This is a genomic window from Acidovorax sp. SUPP950 (assembly GCF_030158935.1).
Taxonomy (GTDB): Bacteria; Pseudomonadota; Gammaproteobacteria; order Burkholderiales; family Burkholderiaceae_C; genus Paracidovorax.
Genome location: NZ_BQXE01000001.1, coordinates 1,623,723 through 1,645,606 on the forward strand (window position 1 = coordinate 1,623,723; position 21,884 = coordinate 1,645,606).

Consider the following 21,884-nt stretch of genomic DNA (forward strand, 5'->3'; position numbering starts at 1 on the left):
AAGGGGGGATTGAATGAGCGCAGAACTCGCGGCCACGTTCTTCAACGTCGGCTACGGACAGACCCTGGCCCAGTCCATGGACAGGAACCAGGTGGACGTGCTGGTGCTGACGCAGGGCCAGTACCTGAGCATCCTGCAGGACAAGGCCAGGCGCAATGCCGCGCTGGAATTCAACCTGCGCAAGATGCTGTCGCAGTCCACGTTCGGGCAGTATTGGCAGAAAGAATTCAGCCCGAATGCCAGCGAGCCGTGGGTCGGGCCCGTAGCGCAGGGGGCCAACGACGTGCTGGCGATCACCAAGACGCTGAACGCCATCGGTATGGCCGGCATTGGGACCTACATCAAGACCACGGCAACGGGCACGTACATCATTATCAAAGGCTACTCGGCCAAACGCAGCAGTGCGCTGCAAGGCACGCGCTACTTGGCGACGCACCCGAAGATGCTGCAACTCGGCCTGGGCATGAAGAGCCTGCAGGGCATCGCCAAAGGCGGGTTCATGCTGGGTGTGGTGGTGTCCACCGGCATCGAAGTGATGGACTTCATGTTCAACGACGAGAAGACCATGTATGACTTGGTGGGCGGGATCGGGGTGGAGGCTGTGAAGGGCGGATTGGGTGCATTGGTGGCGTATGGCTTCGCAGCATATGTCACCGGCGCTGCAGTCACCACAGTTGCTATTTTGCCGCTGGGCCTCATGGCGGCAGTGGCTTTTGCAATGGGCCTTGCACTGAACGTTGCTGACAGTACCTATGGAATCAAAGGCAAAGTCATCGCTGCGTTGAAAATGCTCCCAGAAGAAACTGCTCAAGGCATTTACTACATCGACACCAAGGCTCAGTCCTGGCAAGACGATTTACGCAATACCGCCGAGAAAAAGAAAATCGACACAGGCAGAGCCATCGACAAAGGTCTGAGAGATTGGCTATGTCGTATCAATTGCATTCGCTATTAAGCACCGCCCGCACTTTGAAGAAGCATGCAGAACATCCAACAAATCCGTCGGACAGCAATGTGGGGTATTCCACTAAGTTTGGGCATTGCGGCGACCTCTCTTTGGCTGGTGTTTACAGCCGTTGTGCCAATGGTTCAGGGCATCGCTGTTAAAGCCATGGTGGTCAGAATTGCGCCAGCCGCGCAGTTAGCGCCTTTCGTCGTTATGTTTTGTTTGCTCAGCATCATGGTGGGAGGACTGAGAGCCGTTCCCTGCCGCGAGGCCCTAATCAAAGGATTTGAACGAGCCTTCAATGCAGCGGCCTTTGCTGGCATCGTCGCAATGGTGCTGATTCCTGTGACATCAGTGGCCCAGCGCTTCTACATGCCCAGCATCGGTTACTCAATATGTTCGGAATTACAGGGCCACCCCACGATGTGGTTTACCGACTGGGTGCGCGATCCTGCTTGGTGCGTCAAAGGCAAGAGCCTGGAGTGGGTGAACGAGCAAGCGCGCATAGCCCGTCATCCCGGCACGCCATAGAGACGATCACTGCAACACTCCACCTTTTTGCTATTAATTAAATAGCATCATGCCAGCATATTGATTGCGCTGGAGAACGATTCATGTCCGGTACACGACCACGCCGAAAGCGTGCGCGCGACGTGCGCACCATCGATCCAACAATGTTCGCCGTTAAAAAACTCCGCAAGGGGTTGCTTTGGATCATTACTCTTTTTTCGGCGGCGATTGCAGGCTGCTTCTGGATGACTACAGAAATCATGGTGCCCACCATCGTAGACATCACACACCGTGCGCCTGCAGTGCAATTCGCACCGGGCATGCTAGTGAGCCCGTTCTTGGCAGCGTTATTGATTCTGGGGATGATCGTTGGCGGCATGCGCGCCATTCCCTTGAATGAACGCATCGTCAAGCCGGTCGAACAAGCCATGATCATCGTGATGCTGGGCGGATTCGTTGGCATGTGGCTGGTTCTCATCACGGGCATCGCCCAACATTTCTTCATGCCCAGCCTGGGCTACTACCCCTGCAACATCCTGCGGGGCAACCCCAACAAGTGGTCCAACGACTGGGTGCTCGACACGCAGTGGTGCGTCAAAGGCCAGACCATCGAATGGGTCAAGGAACAGGCCCGCTCGGCCGTCACTCCTGGCGCTTCCAGATAGCCAAGGAACACACCTGCGGGCGAGCGACCGCCTCCTCCGCTCAGCACCCCGCCGGCCGGTTTCCGCGCAGCGTGAGCAGCCCGGTCACGCGCAGCGTGTCACCCGTGCCGTCCGTGGCCGTCGCCCGCTTGTTGACGATCTCGAGGTAGTCGCGGCTGTGGTGCACGTCGGTGTCGTCACCATCGCCGCTGGCAGTGGCGAACTCGCGGCCGCGCACGTTCAGGACCAGCCGGTAGAGCGAGTCGGCATTGGTGGCGTAGCGCACCGTGCCGGAGGCGGTGCCGTCGCCACCCACCCGGTCGGCGCCGTCGAAGGTGAAGCTGCACAGCTCGGGGGCCGTGCCGGTGGCGGCAATTTTGGTGACCTCGCTGGCGTTGATGTTTCCGTTGCCGTACGAGCCGTCCAGGCCGCTGACCGAGGCATTGGTCACGGTGAGCGACGCCGCGCGTTCGTCCAGGGAATCGCTGCCCCCGCCGCACGCGGACAACAGCGCGGCGGCGGCCAGCAGGGTGGACAGGAGAGACAAGGTTTTGAGGGAGGTGTTCATGGCCAATGGGTCGGTTGTGGGATGGAGGAAAAGGCTCGCTGGGGCCCAGCCAAAGCCAGACACCGGCCATAACTGTACCATCATGTTCTGTTTTAAATGGTGGTTTTTTGGCGCCCTTTTTTGCCGGCAAGTGCCTGCGATGAATGGGCTCGCAGCCGGGCCTGCCCCCGGCGCACCTACACTGCGCGCCATGCCAGACACCCGCCGGAAGCCTTCGAGAAAACGCCCTTGGGGAGGGTGGGTTGCCGGCCTTGCGGGATCGGCCGTGCTGGTGGTGGCCTGCACGGGCGCGCGGCAGGGCCTTGAGCCGGAAGCCACCGCGCCGGCCGCGCTGCGCCTGATCGGCACCGCCGCCATCGCCCCCGGCACCGAGGTGCTGGGCACGACCTTCGGCGGCATCTCGGGCATCGACTACGACCCGGCGCACGACCGCTGGCTGCTCATCAGCGACGACCGCTCGGCCCTGCAGCCGGCGCGCATCTACACCGCCACGCTGCACTACACCGCCACGCACCTGGAGACCCCCGCGATCACCGGCACCGCACCGCTGCGCCAGGCCAGTGGCGTGCCCTACCCTGCGCCGAGGCACGCCGCGCCCGATGTGGACGTGCCCGATGCCGAAGCGGTGCGCTGGCTGCCGGGCGGGCACACTTTTTTGTGGACCAGCGAGGGCGACTTCGCGCGCGGCTTCGGCCCGCAGTGGCGCGAACACCGGGCCGATGGCGCGTGGGTGCGCGAACTGCCCTTGCCCACGGCGTTCGGGCGTGTGCCCGACTTCCGGCGCGGGCCGCGCGCCAACGCGACGCTGGAAGGGCTGGCGCTGTCGCCGGACGGCCGCACGGCCTGGCTGGCCATGGAAACGGCCTGGGTCCAGGACGGCCCGCGCCCCACGCCCGAGGCCCCGGGCGGGCCGCTGCGCATCACGGCGATGGACGTGGCGAGCGGCCGGCCATTGCGGCAGATCGCCTATGTGCCGGACGCGGTGTCGCACGCCCGGCGCATCCCGTGGGGCCCGCAGCTGAACGGGGTGAGCGAGGTGCTCGCGGACGGGCCGCACCACCTGCTGGTGCTGGAGCGCAGCTACAGCGCGGGGGCGGGCTTTTCCGCGCGGCTGTACCGCATCGACACGCGCGCGGGCAGTGACACGCTCGCGCTGGACGCGCTGGATACCCAGGGCGCGCACAGCAACCACACCGCCGTGCCGAAGACGCTGGTGGCCGACCTGGACCACCTGGGCGCGGGCCCGCTGGACAACCTGGAGGGCATGGCCTGGGGCCCGCCGCTGGCCGGGGGCGGGCGGGTGATCGTGTTCGTGAGCGACGACAACTTCAACCCCGCGCAGGCCACGCAGTTCATCGCGGTGGAATACCGGGGCCCGGCGGCGGTGCCATCGGCAATGCCAGCGCCATGACCGCCAACGGGCTGCCCACGCGCCGGGATTGGGTGGTGCAGGCGGGCGACGCGGACCGCATGCCCTGCATCGAGGCGTACTTCCAGGGCCACGGGTATGCGCCGCACCGGCACGACACGTATGCCCTCGGCCGCACGCTGGCGGGCGTGCAGAGTTTTCGCTACCAGCGCGCGGGCCGCCACAGCCTGCCGGGGCAAAGCATCGTGCTGCACTCCGATGAGCTGCACGACGGCCATGCCGGCACGGGCGACGGCTTTCGCTACCGCATGGTGTATTTGCCGCCCGCGCTGCTGCAGCCCATGCTGGGCGGGCGGCCGCTGCCCTTCGTGGCCGGCGGCATCAGCGACGACCCGCGGCTCGCGGCGCCCATCCAGACGCTGCTGCAGCGCATGGACGGCCCGCTCGACCCGCTGCAGGAGCAGGACGCGCTGTTCGACCTGGCCCAGGGCCTGTGCGCGGCGGCCGGCATGCCGGGTGGCCGGCGGGTGTGCGATGGGGCCGCCGCCGAGCGTGCGCGCCAGTTCCTGCACGACCACCTGCACGCCGCGAGCCCGGTGACGCTGGCCGACCTGGAGCGCGCCAGCGGCCAGGACCGCTGGCGCCTGTCGCGCGACTTCCGGGCGCTGTTCGGCACCAGCCCCTACCGCTACCTGACGCTGCGGCGCCTGGACCTGGCGCGCACGCTGATGCGCCAGGGCCTGGGCGCGGCGCAGGCGGCCGATGCGGCGGGCTTTTTCGACCAGAGCCACATGACGCGGCGGTTCACCCAGGCCTTCGGCGTGCCGCCGGCCCGCTGGCTGCGCATGCAGGCCGGCCCGGCCCCCGCGTGCACGATCGTGCAAGACGCGGGGACCTGAGTTGCCTAACCTGGGCGCTTTCCATTGACAGAAAGCGCCCCGCATGCAACACGCCCACACCCCCACGCCACCGGCCCGCGCCGGCCATGCGCCGATCAATTTCGCGCACAAGTTCTCACTGATCGATGCGCTGTGGCAGCCCCGCGTGGTCGCCGAGATGAACGGCTACCAGTTCAAGCTGGCACGCATCGACGGCGAATTCATCTGGCACCGCCACGCGGACACCGACGAGGCGTTCATCGTGGTGCAGGGGCGGCTGCGCATCGAGCTGCGCGACGGCGACGTGGAGCTGAGTTCCGGCGAGATGTTCGTCGTGCCCCGGGACACCGAGCACCGGCCCTGCGCGCTGGGCGAGGTCTGGCTGCTGCTGGTGGAGCCGCGCGGCGTGGTGAACACGGGCGACAGCGGGGGCGAGCGCACCGCACCGAACGATCGGTGGGTGTAACGGGTCCGGCCCCGGCGCCGGTGCGGCATGGCCCGCGGCGATCCCGGGGCACTGCCGCCCACGCCGGGGCGGCGGCCGCACTTCGGGTACAACCGGCGCATGAAAGTGAAGTCCTTCCAGGATCTCCAGCCACTGCGCCAGGCCCTGGCGGAGGCGGCCGAGCGCGAGGCGCGGCTGCAGCGCGAGCGGCTGGAGGCCGCGCGCCGCGCACGCGCCGAGCTGATGCTGTTCGAGACCGCGGTGGGCCCGGTGCAGGCCCTGCGCGGGCAGCACGACCGGCGCTGGCACCTGCCCGAGCCGGTGGAGCCGCTGCCCGTGCAGCGCGAGCTGGACGAAGAACGCGTGCTGATGGAGTCCATCAGCGACGAGTTCGACGTGACGACCTTGCTGGACGTGGACGACCAGATGAGCTACCGCCGCAGCGGCATCGGCCCCGAGGTGACGCGCCGCCTGCGCGCAGGCCACTGGAGCATCCAGCGGCAGCTGGACCTGCACGGCCTGCGCACCGACGAGGCCCGCGAGGCGTTGGGCGAGTTCATCCGACTGGCGCACCGCACCGGCCTGCGCTGCGTGCGCGTGGTGCACGGCAAGGGCCTGGGCTCGCCCGGCAAGACGCCGGTGCTGAAAGGCCGCGTGCAAAGCTGGCTGGTGCAAAAGAAAGAGGTGCTGGCCTTCGTGCAGGCCCGACCGGCCGAGGGCGGCGCGGGGGCGCTGGTGGTGCTTCTGCAGCCGGTGCAGCGGCATTGAGCTTTGAAGGGCGGGCGGTGCACTGCCTGCCACCGCCACCGCAGCGGCCGCGTCAACCCGCCGGACGGTGCTCTGCCCGCACCAGCCCCCGCAGCTCCAGCCGCACGCGCAGGCCCCGAAGGGCCTCGCTTTTGTCCAGCTGCAACTGCCCGCCGTAGGCCTGGGCGATCTGGCTCGCGATGGCCAGGCCCAGCCCGCTGCCCTGCACGGATTCGTCGAACCGCACGCCGCGCTGCCCGGCAGACTGCAGCTGCTCGGCGGTCATGCCGGGGCCATCGTCTTCGATGTCCAGGCGCAGGCCCGGGCGATCGGCGCCCTCCTGCCGCGACAGGGTCAGCCGCACCCGCGAGGCGGCCCACTTGCCTGCGTTGTCCAGCAGGTTGCCCAGCACCTCCTGCAGGTCGGCCTGCTCGCCGCGCCACAGCAGGCGGCCCGCGGTGCGGTCGTCCAGCGCCCAGTCCAATTCCTGCGCGGCATGCAGGCGTTGCATCATCCGCACGACCTGCGACAGGCAGTCGCGCACGTCCACCGCTTGCCCCGCGGCGCCGGGGTGGGCGTGCAGCGCATCGCTCAAGGTGCGGGCCTGGTAGCGGTCCACCAGCTGGGCCATCGCCTCGACCTGCTGGCGCACCTCGCCGCTGGGCACCTGGGGGCGCGCGCTGGCCTGGGCACTGAGCAGGGCCAGGGGTTTCTTGAGGGCGTGGTTGAGGTCCACCGCGTGGGCGCGGGCGCGGGCCACGACGTGCGCGTTGTGCGCCAGCAGGCCGGCCAGCTCGCTCTGAAGGGGCTGCAGGTCGCGCCCCGTGGGCGCGGCCAGGTGCGCGGCCACATCGGGCCCGTCGCCCTGCGGCGCGCGCAGGGCGGCCAGCAGCGCTTCGAGGCGCCGAAGCGGCGCCAGCCCCACCCGCACCTGCAGCCAGGCCAGGCCCCCGGCGAGCACCATCAGCACCAGCCCGGCCACCACCAGGGTGTGGTCGATCTGGCGCATGCTGGTCTGCAACTGGGCGGCGGGGCCGTAGACCGTGAGCGCCACCGGGGTGGGCGGCTGGCCCAGGGGGATCGGCAGCGTCAGCGACAGCAGCGGCTCCTGCAGCGGCCCGGTCGCCAGGTGCAGCAGGGCCGAGCCCCGCACAGGCTCGGGGGCGGTGGGCAGGCGGTCCATGTCCCACAGCGAGCGCGAACGCAGCACCTGGCCACCCGCCTGGGCGCGCCAGTACCACCCGGCGTAGATGGCGCTGAATTCGTCCGCCCCCCCGGTGGCTTCGCGCAGTTCGCCATTGGGACCCTGCTGCAGCCGCACGCCCACGCGCTGGGCCTTCTCGCGCAGCACCTGCTCGAAGCCCCCCAGCAGGCTCTGGTGCATCTGCCCGCGCAGCCACAGGCCCCCGGAGGCCACCAGGAGCAGCATGGGGACCAGTGCGAGCAACGCGATGCGCGTGGCCATGGGCCACTGGGCCAGTGCCAGCGCCCATGCGGAGAGACCGCGCGCCGGCGGGGCCGGCGAGGCCGGCGCGGGCGGCGTGTCCGGTGCAGGCAGCGGGTCGATGCCGCCGGGCGCCATCGCCGGGCCTGGCGAGCCCATCAGCCCGGCACCTCGGGCAGCAGCAGGCGAAAGCCCTGGCCGCGTTCGGTGACCAGTTGCGGCGCGCCGCCGAGCTTGCGGCGGATGCGGCCGATCAGCACGTCGATGGTGTTGGAGTCCGGGTCGAGGTCACGCGCGTACACGTGTTCGCCGATGTCGCTGCGCGTGAGCAGCTTGCCCGGGTGGTGCATGAAGTAGGCCAGGATCTTGTGCTCCTGCGCGGTGAGCTGCAGGCTCTGGCCCTGCAGCGAGAAGCGGCCCCGCACCACGTCGTACTCCAGCGGCCCGGCCTGCAGCACGGCGGCGGCCGACCCGGCCGTGCGGCGCAGCATGGCCCGCAGGCGCAGCACCACTTCGTCCATCAGGAACGGCTTGGTGAGATAGTCGTCCGCTCCGGCGTTGAATCCCGCGACCTTGTCGCTCCAGCGGTTGCGGGCCGTGAGCACCAGCACCGGCCAGTTGCGGCCCGCGCCGCGCCAGTCGTGCAGCACGCTCAGGCCATCCTTGCGCGGCAGGCCCAGGTCCAGCACGGCCGCGCTGTAGGCTTCGGCGCTGCCGGCGAAGGAGGCGGCTTCGCCGTCATGCTCCACATCCACGGCAAAGCCCGCGGCCTCCAGCGCGGCGCGCAGTTGCGCGGCGAGCGCGACGTCGTCTTCCACGACCAGGATGCGCATCAGTCACCCGCCTTTCGCCGCGTCACTTCCAGGGTCACGGCGTCGACCTCCAGCTCCAGCTTGAAGCCGTTGGGCTGCTGCAGCTCGACGCTGTAGTACGCGCGGTGGCGGTGGTCGCTCTCCAGCTCCACCTCCAGCACCAGGCCCGAGAAGCGCGGGCGCAGCGACTCCAGCACCACGTCCATGGATTTCAGGGGCGCCGGTGCAGCGGCCGCCTCCGGCCGATGCAGGACCTCGCCCGTGTTCACATCCATCAGCAGCTTCATCTCCACGGCAGGCTTGTCGGACAGCTTGACCTCGTAGACCGCCTTGCCCTGCGCATCGCGCTCGAACTCGGCGTTCACGACGCGCGCGCCGTACCGCTGCTCCAGCTGCTTGACGTACCGGGCCATCTGCGCCAGCGGGACGGGCTGCGTGGGCCACTCGCGCTCCTGCGCCACCACGGAGCCGGTGGCGGCATCCACCAGCACTTCCTGCTTGTTGCCCCGGCCGTCGATGAGGGTGATTTCGTAGCGCGGCTCGCCCTTGCGCCCGCGCTTGCTTTCCACCTCGATGACGCGGCCCGCGTACTGGCGGCTGATGTCCGCAACGATGCTGTTCAGGGGCTTGAGCTGGCCGTTGAGCACGCCGCGCCGCGCCGCGTCCTGCTCGGCCGCGGGCGCCTGCACGCACGCGAGCGCCACCGCCGCGACGGCGGCACGCAAAAGCACGCTCCGGGTCCATTTTTTCATCGCGGGATTATTGCCGGCACCGTTAAACGGCACGTGAACGGACGCTTCACGAAAGGTTTAGCAGCGGTTGCGCACACTGCCTCCCAGTTCTCGCCACCTTGCAACACCGAAAGGAAAAGCACCATGAAAAAGACCGTTCTGACCCTGGCCGTCGCCGCCGCTGCCGCCGCATCCGCCCTGCCTTCCATGGCCTGGGCGCTGACGGCCCAGGAAGCCGCCAACGTGATCACCCAGCACCAGTACGTCGCGCCGCAAGACCTGCAAAAGCGGTACGGCTACTGGTCTGCCGACGCGGTCGCCCTCGACGGCGCGCGCGTCGACGTGCTGGTCAATGACGCGGACGGCAGCCTCACCACCGTGCGCAAGAGCGACATCGGCAAGACGCTGCCCAGTGTGGACCAGGTATCTCAGGCGCTGCGCGCCAAGGGCTACCAATTCGTGTACGACGTGGAGCTGGACGACGGCTTCTGGGAAGCCAAGGCGCGCAAGTCCGCCAACCAGGGCGAGAAGGTGGAGTTCGTGCTGCACCCGGTGACGCTGGAGGTGCTGAGCCAGGTGGGCCGCAGCGGCGGCACGGTCAACAACCAGCCGGTGCTGAGCGCCGACCAGGTGCGCCAGGCCCTGGAGCAGGTCGGCTACACCCGCGTGCGCGGCATCGAGTACGAAGACGGCTACTGGGAAGCCGAAGCCACCAACATGGCCGGTCTGAACATGGAACTGCGCGTGGAGCCCACCACCGGCAAGGTGATCAGCGAACGGCTGGACGACTAAAGGCGCCCGCACGGCCCTGGAAAAAGCACCGGGCCCCGGCATGCATGTGCATGCCGGGGCCCGGTCGTTTGGCGTTGCTGGCCAGCCGTTGCCGCTGGCCGGTGGCCGTTACTTCGACAGGTCCAGCCGGTACTTGGACGTGCCCTTGCCCGAGCCGTCGTCCGCCGCCATGAGCGTGACGTTGGCCAGGCCCGCGGCCTGGGCCACGGGCAGCGCATTGGCGCCGGAGCTGAACACCACCGGGCCGGCCGTGGCCACCTTGGTGAAGCGCCAGCTCTTGGCCGCGCCGTTGGCGGCACGGGTCACGTTGGCGTTCTTGCGGATGTAGTCGATTACCACGTCGCGGTTGGCGTCCGGCGAGGCCCAGATCGTGCCCGAGCCGTCCAGCTTGTCGATGAAGCTCTTGCCGCTGGTGGCGCGGTAGTTGTTGGTGGCGATCACGAACTCCTGCGCCGCATTGATGGGCTGGCCCTTGTAGGTCAGGTTCTTGATGCGGCGGCCGGTGGGCTGCGTCACGTCGATCTCGTACTGCACGTCGGCCGTGGTGAACATGTCGAAGTTGTAGCCGGGGAAGGTGCTGATGAGCGGCTGCTCGGCGGTCTTGGCCGGGTCGATCTGGTTGAAGCGCTTGGCAGCGGCCTCCAGCCAGCCCTGGATGTCGGCGCCGTTCACCTTCACCGCGTACACGGTGTTGGGGTACAGGTACAGGTCGGCGGCGTTGTAGATCGCCAGCGGCCCGGTGGCCACGTCGGTGTAGTCGGCCCCGCCCTGGAAGCCCGACTTGAACGGTGCACTCACCGACAGCACGGGCAGCTGCGCGTACTGCGGCAGGTTGGCGGCCACGTAGGCGGCCACGTAATCGCGCTGGGCCTGGTTCACGATCTGGATCGCGCCGGGGTCGCCCACGTCGGCGAACAGCGTGCTCATGCGGAAGTCGGTGCTGCCGATGGGCGTCTTCACGTAGGCGATGGCGGCCTGGTGCTGCGTCTCGATCAGGGGGGCGACGGTGGGGTCGACATCGACGTACACCGTGGCGCCCAAGGCGTTCTTGCCCTGGATGCTGCGCAGCTCGCTCTTGGTGGCGGTCTTGTTCACCGCCCAGGCCTTGCCGTCCCATTGCAGGGCCAGCTGGATCACGCCCAGCGCCTTGCCCCACGAGCTGGCCATCACGGCAGGCACGCCATTGATGGTGCCGGCCTTGTTGTCCACGCCGGCTTGCGAATAGGCCGGCGTCGCGGCGGTGTCGGGGAACACGCTGTGCTGGTGGCCCATGACCATGGCGTCGATGCCGGCGACCTTGGACAGGTACAGCCCCGGGTTCTCCATGGTGGCCGAGTAGGCACCCGCATCGAGCCCGCCGTGCAGCAGGGCCACGACGATGTCGGCGCCCTTGGCGCGCAGCTCAGGCACGTATTTCTGCGCGGCTTCGACCGCGCCTTCGGTGTAGACCTTGCCTTCGAGGTAGCGCTTGTCCCAGTTCATGATGCCGGGGGTGGTGAAGCCGATCACGCCCACCTTGATGGGCAGCTTGACCTCCTTGCCGTCCGCGCCCTTGGAGACCAGCGTGCGCTCCAGGATGGTGTAGGGCTGCACCAGCGGCTTCTTGGTCTTGCTGCTGTACACGTTGGCCAGCACGGCGGGGTAGCCGGCGCCGGCGCATTTTTGCGCGGCATCGACGCCATCGACCTCCATGCCGCCGCCCAGCACCTGGTTGAGGAACGGCAGGCCGTAGTTGAACTCGTGGTTGCCCAGCGTGCCGGCATCGAAGCCCAAAGCGCCCATGGCCTTGTACATGGACAGCTGCTGGGTGCAGGGAATGGCCTTGACCACGGCCTCGTAGTCGGCCAGCGCCGTGCCCTGGATGGTGTCGCCGTTGTCGACCAGCAGCGTGTTGGCGAACTCCTTGCGCGCCTGGCGCACCAGCGTGGCGGTGCGCTCAAAGCCATAGCTCTTGTCTTCGGCGAGCTTGAAGTAGTCGTAGCTGCGCACGTTGAAGTGCAGGTCGGTCGTCTCCAGCACGGCCAGCGTGGCGGTGGCGCCGGCGTTGTTGTTGCCGTCGTTGTCGCTGCCGCCGCAGGCGGCCAGCAGGCTGGCGGCAGCGATCACGGTGAATGCGGTGAGGGCGGTCCGGCGGGTGGCCGGCGAGAGGTCTTGGCGTGGGAGGGTGTCCAGCATGCAATGGCCTGGGTGGTGGGTAAAGGCGAGAGTGTCACGAACCCGTTTGACACTGGCGTGACGCGGCCGTGGCCCGCCCGCCCGCAGTCACCGACCCGCCCGGCCCCTGCGCCCCGCCGGCCTGCGCGCCGTCAGTCCGCCGACGCGATCAGGTCCACCTCCACCGAGGCGTTCTTGGGTAGCTGCAGCACGCCGACCGAGGTGCGCGTGTGCGCCCCGGTCACCGGCCCCAGCACATGAAAGAGCACCTGCGAGGCCGCATCGGCCACCTCGCTTTGCTGCGTGAAGCCGGGCGCGGACTGCACGTACACCGTGATGCGCGGCACGGCGCGCACTGCATCCAGCGTACCCAGGCTGCGCTGCAGCAGCGCCAGGGCGCGCATCACGCACACCTGGGCGGCATGCTGCGCGCGCTCCAGGGGCACCTGCGCGCCCACGGCGCCGGTGACCACCACGGTGTCGCCCACGCGCGGGATCTGCCCGCTCAGGTAGATCTGCCGGCCGTCGCGCACCAGCGGCACGTAGTTGCCGCCGATCTTGATCTCGCCATCGAAGCGGTGGCCCAGGGCCAGCGCCTGTTCTTCGAACCGTGCATCGCAGGACATGGAATCTTTCCTCGGGTGTGGGACGGTGGAGGGAGTTGAAACAAAAAGTGCCCCCAGCACAATGGGTACTAGGGCATATCGCTATTAAATCAATAGCAAACGATCCATGGGGTGCCGCGTCATCCGCCGCGGTTTCGCATCCAGTCGGCCGTGCCCATGAAGCTCTCGCGCAGCCGGGTGCGCAGCTCGGCGGGCACCCCGGTCTCGCCCATGGCCTGGTCCATGCACGCGACCCACTGGTCGCGTTCCTTGATGCCGATCGAGAACGGCAGGTGCCGCGCGCGCAGGCGCGGGTGGCCGAAGCGGCTCTGGTAGTGGTCCGGCCCGCCGAGCCAGCCGCACAGGAACCAGAACAGCTTGTCGCGCGCGTCCGCCAGGGTGCTGCCGTGCGCGGCGCGCAGCTCGGCATAGCCGGGCTCCAGGTCCATGAGGTCGTAGAAGCGGTCCACCAGCGCGCGGACTTTCTCTTCGCCGCCGATCCATTCGAAAGGCGTGGTGGCCGGGGCGGGCGGGGATTCGGGTGTGGACATGGAGGCGGGCGGGGGAAGACAACTAGCCCTCGATTGTAGAAAGCGCCGCCCCGCGTGCGCCGCCCGCCCGCAGGCAGGCGAACACCGCCACCGCCGTGAACACGGTCACCCCGGCCAGCACGCGCAGCAAGGCGGCGAAGGCGTGGCCGTAGCCCTGCAGCAGTTCGGCCTGCGACAGCTGGGGCAGCAGCGCCCGGGCGCGGGACAGGTCCCCCGCCACGAGGGATTGGGCGGCGCGCGCCGCATCGCCCCCCGGCACCTGCGGCCACTGCAGGGCCAGCAGCGCCACCAGCCCGGCGCCCACCAGGGCCAGCGCGAGTCCCTCGCCGGCCACGCGAACGGTGTTGAAGAGGCCGGTGGCCATGCCCGCGCGCTCGGGCGGCACCACGCTCACGGCCAGCCCGTCCATCAACCCCCACGGCAGGCCGATGCCCACGCCGATCAGCAGCAGGGGCCCGGCCAGCACCGCCGCCGGCGAGCCCGGCGCGCAATCGCTCAGCCACCACAACCCCACCGCGCACACGGCGAGGCCCCCGGAGGACAACGCCGCCGCCGACCACCAGCGCGCGAGCCACCCCGCCATCAGCGGCACGCACAGCATGGCCGCCGACAGGGCCAGCATCAGCTGCCCCGCCGCCATCGCGCTCAGGCCCTCGATGCCGATGAAGCGCACCGGCAGCAGCACCAGCAGCACCACATAGGCATAGGCCGGCGCCGCCGCCAGCAGTTGCACGCCCACGAAGCGCGGGTAGCGGAACAGCGACAGGTCCAGCATGGGGTGCCGAACGCGGCGCTCGGTGCGCACGAAGGCCGTTGCCATGGCCGCAGCGCCCGCCAGCGCCGCCACCACGGGCAGGCTGGCCCAGCCGCTCTCGGGGGCCTGCAGCACGCCCAGCGTCAGCAGGGCCAGTGCCGCCGTGAAGCGGACCGCGCCCGGCCAGTCCACGCCGGCCGCGCCCGGGTCGCGCGAATCCTGCAGGAACCGCGCACCGGCCGCGCCCGCGGCCAGCGCCACCCCGGCCACGCTGAGCGCCACGGCCCGCCAGCCGCCGTGCCCCAGCAGCCACCCGGCCAGCAGCGGCCCGAAGGCCAGCCCCACGCCGAAGGCGGTGCCCACCCAGCTGAAGGCCCGCGTGCGCGCCGGGCCCTGCACCGCCTGCGCCAGGGCCGACGTGCCCCCGGCCAGCGCGGCTGCGGCGCCCACGCCCTGCAGCGCGCGCCACAGGTTGAAGGCCACGATGCCGCCGGCACACGCCAGCCCGACCGCGCTGAGCGCCACCACGCCCACGCCGCACAGAAAGACCCGCTTGCGCCCAAAGGCATCGGCCAGCGCGCCGCAGGCCATCAGCGTGGCGCCGAAGCTCAGCATGAAGGCGTTGGTGACCCAGGCCAGTTGCACGGGGCTGCCGCCCAGTGCATCGCGCAACGCAGGCAGGGCCACGGCCGGGCCGGTGAAGCTCAAGGGCATGGCCAGCGCGGCCAGGCACACGGCCAGGAGTTGAAGGGACACGGGGAATGCCGGCTTCGGGGCGCGGGCAGGATGTTGGGTCGAGGACATGGCGGAGACAGCGGCTTTCAGGCAGTGGACAAGGGCGCCGGCGACCCCAGGCCACCAACGCCCATGAACGATAAAAGCGATGCAATGCGATGAAAATAGGCCCCCACATCCCCAGACAAACAACCGTGGGTTGGCAATCCGAACCCATTCACCCCACTCTCACCCACCATGGACAGCTTCAGCGGCCTCGAATCGTTTGTGCGCGCAGCCGATCTGTCGAGCTTCGCGCAGGCCGGGCGCGCGCTCGGCATCTCGGCCTCGGCCGTGGGCAAGAACATCGCGCGGCTGGAGCAGCAGCTCGGCCTGCGGCTGTTCCAGCGCACCACGCGCCAGGTACGCCTCACGCAGGAGGGCGCGCTCTTTCACGAGCGCTGCCGCCGCATCCTGGATGAGCTGCAGGACGCCCGCGCGATGATGCAGGCGGCCGTGCAGGCCCCGCGCGGGCGCCTGCGGGTGAGCCTGCCGGTCATCGGCTATCGCTTTCTGCTGCCGGTGCTGCCCGAGTTCAAGACCCTCTACCCCGACGTGGAACTGGAGCTGGACTTCAACGACCGCCTGGTGGATGTGGTGGAGGAAGGCCTGGACGTGGTCATCCGCAGCGGCGATCTGCCCGACTCGGGCCTCGTCGCGCGCCGGCTGGGGCCGTTCCGCTTCGTGCTGGTGGCCTCGCCGCAGTACCTGGCGCGGCGCGGCACGCCCCAGGTGCCGGCCGATCTGGCGCAGCACGCCTGCCTGATCTTTCGCTTTCCCAGTGGCGGCAAGCTGCACGACTGGGTGCTGCCCGGCCTGCCGCAACCGCTGCCCACCGAGCTGGTGTGCAACAACATGGAGGCCATGCGTGGTGCGGCCATCGCCGGCATGGGCATCGCCTACATGCCCGACTTCCTGGCCCGGGACGCGATCGAGCGGGGCGAACTGCGGCAGGTGCTGGCCACGCACCTGGTGCACACGGGGCAGTTCTCGGCGCTGTGGTCGTCGAGCCGGCAGCTGTCGCCCAAGGTGCGGGCGTTCGTGGACTTCATCGGCGAGCGGCTGTTCCAGGCGGCGCCCGCACCCACGCCGGATTGACCCCGGGTGCCGGGCATCCCGGGCGCGCCGGGCTGCCGCACGGAAACCGCCGCCGTGCCAAGCGCGTTCGGCGAGTTTGATTATGAAAAAAGCGACGTTCATCCCGGGCCGCGGCAGGCATAGCCTTCGGGCTTCATCCACCGGAGAGAGAGAAACAACACCATGCGCATCCGCTTCATCGCATCCCTGGTCGCCGCCGCGTTCGCCGTATCGGGCGTGGCCCACGCCGACCAGCTGGCCGACATCAAAAAGAAGGGCGAGCTGGTCGTCGGCGTGCTGGGCACCGACGAACCCAACAGCTTCATCGACCCCAAGACGCGCGAGCTGATCGGCTACGACGTGGACCTGGGCAAGGCGATCGCCAGGAAGATCGGCGTCAAGCCCGTGTTCAAGCAACTGGCCGTGGCCGCGCGCATTCCCGAACTGCAGCAGGGCCACGTGGACATCCTGGCCGCATCGCTCACCCACAACAAGGAGCGCGAGGCGCAGATCGATTTCTCGCTGACCACCTTCGTCACCGGCCAGAAGGTGCTGGTCAAGAAGGCCAGCGGCATCCAGGACGTGGCGGACCTGGCCGGCAAGCGCGTGGTGACGGTCAAGGGCGGCACGCAGGAGCCCAACGTGCGCAAGGCCGTGCCCACCGTGGAGGTGGTGACGTTCGAGACGACGCAGCAGGCGTTTCTCGCGCTGCAGCAGGGCAAGGGCGTGGGCTACGTGAACGACGAATCCTCGTTGATCGACGACTTCGGCAAGCTGGGCCCGCGCAACAAGGACTACGCCATCCTGCCCACCAACCTGAGCGTGGAGCCGCTGGCGCTGGGCATCAAGAAGGGCGAGACCGCCGTGAAATCCATTGTGGACGACACGCTGCGCGAGCTGGAGAAATCCGGCGAGGCCGAGAAGATCTTCTTCAAGTGGTACGGCCCCGGCACCAAGATCCAATTCACCACCCGCCCCTTCAAGTTCGAATCGGACAAGATCGACGGCTGATGGACGCACCCATGGCGGCATGGCCGCCGGGGGCAGCGCACGGGCGGCGGGCATGCCATTGGCGCATGCGGGCCGCCCCGTTGCCAGCACCCTGGTGGCGGGCCGCCGCGCCCGCATGCCCCGCGTGCGGCGTTTTCCGAATGACTGGCGTGCATGCCCTTGTTTGACTACTCCTTGCTGCTGAGCGGCAAGTACCACCTCATGATGGTGGGCGGCCTGCTGCTGTCGCTGCGGCTGCTGGCCGTCTCGCTGGTGCTGGCCCTGCCCCTGGCCCTGGTCGTGGCGCTCCTGCGCCTGGCGCCGGTGGCGCCCCTGCGCTGGGCTGGCTTTGCCTTCGTGGAGGGCATGCGCAACGTGCCGCTGCTGGCGCACCTGCTGTTCTGGTACTTCGGCGCGCCCGAGCTGCTGCCCGAGGCCGCGAAGCAGTGGCTGTACGACAGCGGCCATGCCGAGGCGGCCGCGGCCGTCGTCGCGCTGTCGCTGTACACCGCGGCCTTCATGGCCGAGGACATCCGCAGCGGCATCCGCGCGGTGCCCACGGTGCAGATGGAGGCGGGGCGCGCACTGGGGCTGGGGTTCCTCGCCACCATGCGGCGCGTGGTGCTGCCACAGGCGCTGCGCGTGACCGTGCCGCCCCTCATCTCGCAGGCACTGAACCTCTGGAAGAACACCTCCATCGCCACCGTGATCGGCGTGGCCGAACTCATGTACCAGGCGGCCAAGGTGGAAAGCGCCACGTTCCGCAGCATCGAGGCGTTCGCCTTCGCGAGCGCCGCCTACCTCACGGTGTCGCTGCTCATCACGGGCCTGGCGAGCTGGTACCACCATCGCTACCCCGTGCGGACGGTTGGATGAAACACCCCCTGAGTCGCTTCGCGCCTTCCCCCTCTCTCGTCTCGCTGCGCGAGTCGGGAGGGGTACGCCCCCAGTGCGGCGGGGCGGCCCTTGCACGGGGGCACTGGCTTTGGCAGCGCCAGTTGGATGCGCCGCAGGTAATGCACAGCGCAGTGAACAACGGATAGGCACACATGCTGGAACTGATCGATACCTACTGGCTGTACTTCCTGGTCGGCCAGTACCCCAATGGCCCGCTGGGCGGCCTGGCGCTCACGCTGCTGCTGGCGGCGGGCGCCCTGTTGCTGGCGCTGCCGCTGGGCGTGCTGTTCGGCCTGGCGCGCGTGAGCCCGTGGCGCTCGGTGCGCTGGCCGGTCACGGCCGTCGTCTTCGTGGTGCGCGGCACGCCGCTGCTGATGGTGGTGTTCTGGGCCTATTTCTTCCTGCCCAGCGTGACGGGGGTGAAGACCGACCAGTTCACCACCATGCTGGTCGCGCTCGTGGTGTTCAACGCGGCGTACCTGGCCGAGATCGTGCGCGCCGGCATCCGGGGCCTGCCGCGCGGGCAGATGGAATGCGCCCGCGCCCTGGGCCTGTCGTACCCCCGCGCCATGCGCCGGGTGGTGCTGCCGCAGGCGCTGCGCAACATGCTGCCTTCGCTGGTGAACCAGTTCGTCGTCACCATCAAGGAGACCTCGCTGGGCTACATCATCGGGCTCACGGAGGTGGCCTTCATCTCCACGCAGATCAACACCCAGGTCTTCATCCGGCCGGCCGAAGTGTTCGGCATCCTGGGCCTGACCTACTTCGTGCTGTGCTTCGGCCTGTCGCGCCTGGCGTACGCGCTGGAGCGCCGGCTGGCGCGGCGCGCGGCCCCCTCCTCTTCTTCCGGACTCCGAACGACATGATCGAACTGCACGGCGTGAACAAGTGGTACGGCAGCTACCACGCCCTGGTGGACGTGACCGAAACCATCGCCCAGGGCGAGGTGGTCGTGGTGTGCGGGCCTTCGGGCTCGGGCAAGTCCACGCTGATCCGCACGCTCAACCGGCTCGAACCCATCCAGGGCGGGCGCATCCTGATCGACGGGCAGCCCATCCACGGGCCGGGCGTGGACGTGAACGCGCTGCGCTCGCGCATCGGCTTCGTGTTCCAGCAGTTCAACCTGTTTCCACACCTGTCGGTGCTGCACAACTGCACGCTGGCCCCCATCCAGTTGCGTGGCCTGTCGCGCCAGGCGGCCGAGCAGCGGGCCCTGGCCCTGCTGGACCGCGTGGGCCTGGCGCACAAGGCCCAGGCCTGGCCCAGCGAACTCTCGGGCGGCCAGCAGCAGCGCGTGGCCATCGCCCGCGCCCTGGCCATGGAGCCGCCGCTCATGCTGTTCGACGAGCCCACCAGCGCGCTGGACCCCGAGATGGTGGGCGAGGTGCTGGTGGCCATGCGCGACCTGGCCGAGGGCGGCATGACCATGGTCTGCGTGACGCACGAGATGGGGTTTGCCCGCGAGGTGGCCGACCGCGTGCTCTTCATGGACGAAGGCCGCGTGCTGGAGCGCGCCACGCCGGCCGACTTCTTCGGCCGCCCGCAGCACCCGCGAGCGCAGCAGTTCCTGTCGGACATCCGCACGCCGTTCGCGCGGGCGGCATAGCAGCGCCGCCCTGATCCTGCTCTTTTGCGCTACTCCGCCGCGCGGCGCAGCGTCTCCACCACCGGGCGGCGCAGCACATCGCGCAGGCCCCACCAGCCCGCGGCCAACGCCAGCACGGCCCCGGCCAGTGCGCCGATGATCGGCACCCAGGGCGTGGCCGTCCAGGCGAAGTCGAACACGTAGCGCGCCAGCGCCCAGCCCACGGCCACCGCCACCCCGCTGGCAAGAAAGCCTGCCAGCAGCCCCACGCCGGCCAGTTCGGCCCGCTGCACCTGGCGCAGCAGGCTGGCGCGCGCGCCCACGGCCCGCATGATGGCGAACTCGCGCGCCCGCTCCTCGCGCGTGGCCGTCACGGCGGCGAACAGCACCACCAGCCCTGCGGCCAGCGTGAAGCCAAAGAGAAACTCCACCGCGCGGATCACCTGCGCGAGCACGCCCTGCACCTGGGCCAGCGTGGCGCTCATGTCCACGTTGGTGATGTTGGGAAACGCCCGCACCAGCGTGTTGTCGAAGCCCGGCGTGGCCGGCGCGCGGTAGGCCGCCAGATAGGTCACCGGCAGCTCGGGCGGCAGCTGGCCCACCGTATACATCACGAAGAAGTTGGCGCGCAGCGAGCCCCAGTCCACCTTGCGCAGGCTGGTGATGCGCGCCTCGCTGACCACCCCGCCGATGTCAAAGCGCAGCGTGTCGCCGAGCTTGAGGCCCAGCGTCTCGGCGATGCCGTCCTCCACGCTCACCGCATCCTTCTCGCCCGGCGTCCATCGGCCGGCCACCACCGGGTTGTGGGTGGGCGCCTGCTCGGCGTTCGACAGGTTGAACTCGCGGTCCACCAGGCGTTTGGCGCGGTCGTCGGTGTAGTCGGCCGGGCCCACCTCGCGCCCGTTGATGGCCACCAGCCGGCCGCGGATCATCGGGTACCAGTCGTACTGCGACACGCCGCCGTCGCGCAGCGCTTTCTGAAAAGCCTCCGACTGGTCGGGCATGACGTTGATCACGAAGCGGTTGGGCGCATCGGCCGGGGTGGAGCGCTGCCAGCTGCTGATGAGGTCGGTGCGCAGCAGCACCAGCAGCACCAGCGCCAGCAGCCCCACCGCGAGGCTGCTGACCTGCACCACCGCATACACCGGCCGGGCCGAGATCTGCCGCGTGGCCAGCACCAGCCAGCGCGGGGCCGTGGCCTCGTTCACGCTGCGGCGCAGCAGCTTCACCGCGCCCCAGGCCAGCCCGGCGAACAGCAGCACCGCCCCCGCGAAACCGCCCACGGCGATCAGTCCCAGCTTCAGGTCGCTGCTGACCGCCAGCAGCAGCGCGGCGAACCCGGCCACGCCCACGCCCAGCACCGCCAGCGAGGCGGGTTTCAGGCCGCCCAGGTCGCGCCGGATCACGCGCAACGGCGGCACCTGCGACAGTTGCAGCACCGGCGGCAGCCCGAAGGCGAACATCAGCGTGAGGCCCATCCCGAGGCCGAACGCCACCGGCCACAGGCTGGGCGCGGGCAGCGCCGTTTCCACCAGCCCCGCCAGCAACAGCACGAACACGTGGTGCACCGCGTAGCCCAGCAGCACACCCAGTGCGCTGGCGAACAGCCCGATCAGCGCGAACTCGACCACGTAACCGCCCGCGATGGTGCGCTGGCTCTGGCCCAGCACGCGCAGCAGCGCGGCGGCATCGAGGTGCTCGTTGGCAAAGCCGCGCGCCGCCAGCGCCACGGCCACCGCCGACAGCAGCGCCGCGAGCAGCGCCACGAGGTTGAGGAATTTCTGCGCCCGGTCCAGCGTCTGGCGCATCTCGGGGCGGCCGCTGTCCAGCGACTCCACGCGCACGCCGTGCACCTCGGGCGCCTTCACCGCCTCAGCCGCCCAGTCGCCGAACTGCTGGACCGCCCGCGCCTCGCCCGCCACGGCAAAGCGGTAGGTGAGCCGGCTGGCCGGCTGCACCAGCCCGGTGGCGGGCAGGTCCAGCGCATTGACCATGACGCGCGGCGCAAAGCTCATGAAGCCCGCGCCCCGGTCGGGCTCGATGGCGATGATGCGGGCAATGCGCAACTGCGCGTCGCCCAGCAGCAGCGAATCGCCCATCTGCAGGCCCAGCGAGCCCAGCACCGGCGCATCCACCCACACCTCGCCGGGCGCCGGAATGTCGCGCGTGGCCCGCGCGGGTGCGCCGGGCGCATCCGCCACCTGCAGGCTGCCACGCAGCGGGTAGCCCGGCTCCACGCTTTTGAGCGCCACCAGCCGGCTGGCGCCGCCCTGCGCATCGCTCGCGCGGCCCATGGTGGGAAAGCCCAGCGTCGTCACTGTGGACAGGCCCGCGGCCTTCGCCCGTTCGACGAACGCCGCCGGCGTCGGGTTGTCGCTGGCCACCACCACATCGCCGCCCAGCAGCTGCAGCGCATCGCGCTGCAACCCGCCCTGCAGCCGATCGGCAAAGAACCCCACCGAGGTGAGGGCCGCCACGGCCAGCGTGACCGCCACGATGAGAAGGCGCAATTCGCCAGCCCGCAGATCGCGCCACAGCGTGCGCCAGCCAATTCGGAAGAAGGACAGATTCATGGGGAGCGACGTTAGCGCAAATGGGTTGGGCTTCGGGT

General features: G+C 69.4%; 22 protein-coding genes. 13 read left to right on the forward strand and 9 right to left on the reverse strand.

Going from position 1 to position 21,884, the window contains the following annotated elements:
- Positions 1-13: 13 nt before the first annotated feature.
- The 3 genes from AVME950_RS07500 to AVME950_RS07510 all read left to right on the forward strand — a co-directional run bounded on the left by AVME950_RS07500 (position 14) and on the right by AVME950_RS07510 (position 2,121).
- The gene (locus tag AVME950_RS07500) at positions 14-955 is read left to right on the forward strand and encodes a hypothetical protein (RefSeq protein WP_284429302.1); all 942 of its coding nucleotides are present in this window, start codon (positions 14-16) and stop codon (positions 953-955) included.
- Positions 956-979: 24 nt separating this feature from the next.
- Positions 980-1,477 carry a hypothetical protein gene (locus AVME950_RS07505; protein ID WP_284429303.1) on the forward strand — a complete coding sequence of 166 codons (498 nt, stop codon included), beginning with the start codon at positions 980-982 and terminating at the stop codon, positions 1,475-1,477.
- 83 nt (positions 1,478-1,560) lie between these two features.
- Positions 1,561-2,121 carry a hypothetical protein gene (locus tag AVME950_RS07510; RefSeq protein WP_284429304.1) on the forward strand — a complete coding sequence of 187 codons (561 nt, stop codon included), beginning with the start codon at positions 1,561-1,563 and terminating at the stop codon, positions 2,119-2,121.
- A gap of 40 nt (positions 2,122-2,161) precedes the next feature.
- Here AVME950_RS07510 and AVME950_RS07515 read toward each other — a convergent pair whose 3' ends face one another.
- Positions 2,162-2,668 (reverse strand): hypothetical protein, encoded by a 507-nt coding sequence (locus tag AVME950_RS07515; RefSeq protein ID WP_284429305.1) that lies wholly within the window; start codon positions 2,666-2,668, stop codon positions 2,162-2,164.
- Positions 2,669-2,858: 190 nt separating this feature from the next.
- Here AVME950_RS07515 and AVME950_RS07520 point away from each other — a divergent pair, with 190 nt between their 5' ends.
- From AVME950_RS07520 to AVME950_RS07535, 4 genes are all read left to right on the forward strand, one after another.
- Positions 2,859-4,079, forward strand: coding sequence for an esterase-like activity of phytase family protein (locus tag AVME950_RS07520; protein WP_284429306.1), 1,221 nt, complete (start codon positions 2,859-2,861; stop codon positions 4,077-4,079).
- On the forward strand, positions 4,076-4,936 hold the full coding sequence (locus AVME950_RS07525) for an AraC family transcriptional regulator (RefSeq protein WP_284429307.1): 861 nt from the start codon (positions 4,076-4,078) through the stop codon (positions 4,934-4,936). The genes AVME950_RS07520 and AVME950_RS07525 overlap by 4 nt, the downstream gene beginning before the upstream one ends.
- A gap of 43 nt (positions 4,937-4,979) precedes the next feature.
- Positions 4,980-5,381, forward strand: coding sequence for a cupin domain-containing protein (locus tag AVME950_RS07530; protein ID WP_284429308.1), 402 nt, complete (start codon positions 4,980-4,982; stop codon positions 5,379-5,381).
- Positions 5,382-5,480: 99 nt separating this feature from the next.
- The gene (locus tag AVME950_RS07535) at positions 5,481-6,128 is read left to right on the forward strand and encodes a Smr/MutS family protein (protein ID WP_284393529.1); all 648 of its coding nucleotides are present in this window, start codon (positions 5,481-5,483) and stop codon (positions 6,126-6,128) included.
- A gap of 52 nt (positions 6,129-6,180) precedes the next feature.
- Here the strand turns inward: AVME950_RS07535 and AVME950_RS07540 are convergent, their stop codons facing one another.
- Genes AVME950_RS07540 through AVME950_RS07550 form a run of 3 tightly spaced genes read right to left on the reverse strand, consistent with a single transcriptional unit; the run spans position 6,181 to position 9,115 of the window.
- Positions 6,181-7,710, reverse strand: a complete 1,530-nt coding sequence (locus AVME950_RS07540; RefSeq protein WP_284429309.1) for a sensor histidine kinase — start codon at positions 7,708-7,710, stop codon at positions 6,181-6,183.
- Complete coding sequence (locus tag AVME950_RS07545) at positions 7,710-8,384, reverse strand: response regulator transcription factor (RefSeq protein ID WP_284405448.1); 675 nt, start codon at positions 8,382-8,384, stop codon at positions 7,710-7,712. Before AVME950_RS07545 ends, AVME950_RS07540 begins: the two co-directional genes overlap by 1 nt.
- The gene (locus tag AVME950_RS07550) at positions 8,384-9,115 is read right to left on the reverse strand and encodes a PepSY domain-containing protein (protein ID WP_284429310.1); all 732 of its coding nucleotides are present in this window, start codon (positions 9,113-9,115) and stop codon (positions 8,384-8,386) included. The genes AVME950_RS07545 and AVME950_RS07550 overlap by 1 nt, the downstream gene beginning before the upstream one ends.
- A gap of 123 nt (positions 9,116-9,238) precedes the next feature.
- On the opposite strand from AVME950_RS07550, the gene AVME950_RS07555 reads away from it, so the two are divergent.
- Complete coding sequence (locus AVME950_RS07555) at positions 9,239-9,886, forward strand: PepSY domain-containing protein (RefSeq protein ID WP_284429311.1); 648 nt, start codon at positions 9,239-9,241, stop codon at positions 9,884-9,886.
- Between the two features lie 108 nt (positions 9,887-9,994).
- On the opposite strand, the gene AVME950_RS07560 is transcribed toward AVME950_RS07555, so the two are convergent.
- The 4 genes from AVME950_RS07560 to AVME950_RS07575 form a co-directional block, all read right to left on the reverse strand.
- Positions 9,995-12,061 carry a bifunctional 2',3'-cyclic-nucleotide 2'-phosphodiesterase/3'-nucleotidase gene (locus AVME950_RS07560; RefSeq protein WP_284429312.1) on the reverse strand — a complete coding sequence of 689 codons (2,067 nt, stop codon included), beginning with the start codon at positions 12,059-12,061 and terminating at the stop codon, positions 9,995-9,997.
- A 131-nt stretch (positions 12,062-12,192) separates the two neighbouring features.
- Positions 12,193-12,666 carry a RidA family protein gene (locus tag AVME950_RS07565; RefSeq protein ID WP_284429313.1) on the reverse strand — a complete coding sequence of 158 codons (474 nt, stop codon included), beginning with the start codon at positions 12,664-12,666 and terminating at the stop codon, positions 12,193-12,195.
- A 119-nt stretch (positions 12,667-12,785) separates the two neighbouring features.
- Positions 12,786-13,196, reverse strand: a complete 411-nt coding sequence (locus AVME950_RS07570; protein WP_284429314.1) for a group II truncated hemoglobin — start codon at positions 13,194-13,196, stop codon at positions 12,786-12,788.
- 22 nt (positions 13,197-13,218) lie between these two features.
- Positions 13,219-14,754, reverse strand: coding sequence for an MFS transporter (locus AVME950_RS07575; RefSeq protein ID WP_284393507.1), 1,536 nt, complete (start codon positions 14,752-14,754; stop codon positions 13,219-13,221).
- A gap of 168 nt (positions 14,755-14,922) precedes the next feature.
- Here AVME950_RS07575 and AVME950_RS07580 point away from each other — a divergent pair, with 168 nt between their 5' ends.
- From AVME950_RS07580 to AVME950_RS07600, 5 genes are all read left to right on the forward strand, one after another.
- Positions 14,923-15,822 carry a LysR family transcriptional regulator gene (locus tag AVME950_RS07580; protein ID WP_284429315.1) on the forward strand — a complete coding sequence of 300 codons (900 nt, stop codon included), beginning with the start codon at positions 14,923-14,925 and terminating at the stop codon, positions 15,820-15,822.
- Between the two features lie 162 nt (positions 15,823-15,984).
- Positions 15,985-16,812 carry an ABC transporter substrate-binding protein gene (locus AVME950_RS07585; RefSeq protein ID WP_284429316.1) on the forward strand — a complete coding sequence of 276 codons (828 nt, stop codon included), beginning with the start codon at positions 15,985-15,987 and terminating at the stop codon, positions 16,810-16,812.
- Between the two features lie 153 nt (positions 16,813-16,965).
- A complete protein-coding gene (locus tag AVME950_RS07590) occupies positions 16,966-17,667 on the forward strand; it encodes an amino acid ABC transporter permease (RefSeq protein WP_284429317.1) in 702 nt (233 codons plus the stop codon).
- A gap of 173 nt (positions 17,668-17,840) precedes the next feature.
- Positions 17,841-18,554: an amino acid ABC transporter permease gene (locus tag AVME950_RS07595; RefSeq protein ID WP_284429318.1), complete on the forward strand. Its 714-nt coding sequence runs from the start codon at positions 17,841-17,843 to the stop codon at positions 18,552-18,554.
- Positions 18,551-19,294 carry an amino acid ABC transporter ATP-binding protein gene (locus AVME950_RS07600; protein WP_284429319.1) on the forward strand — a complete coding sequence of 248 codons (744 nt, stop codon included), beginning with the start codon at positions 18,551-18,553 and terminating at the stop codon, positions 19,292-19,294. Before AVME950_RS07595 ends, AVME950_RS07600 begins: the two co-directional genes overlap by 4 nt.
- A gap of 29 nt (positions 19,295-19,323) precedes the next feature.
- On the opposite strand, the gene AVME950_RS07605 is transcribed toward AVME950_RS07600, so the two are convergent.
- Positions 19,324-21,846, reverse strand: coding sequence for an ABC transporter permease (locus AVME950_RS07605; protein ID WP_284429320.1), 2,523 nt, complete (start codon positions 21,844-21,846; stop codon positions 19,324-19,326).
- Between the last annotated feature and the right edge of the window lie 38 nt (positions 21,847-21,884).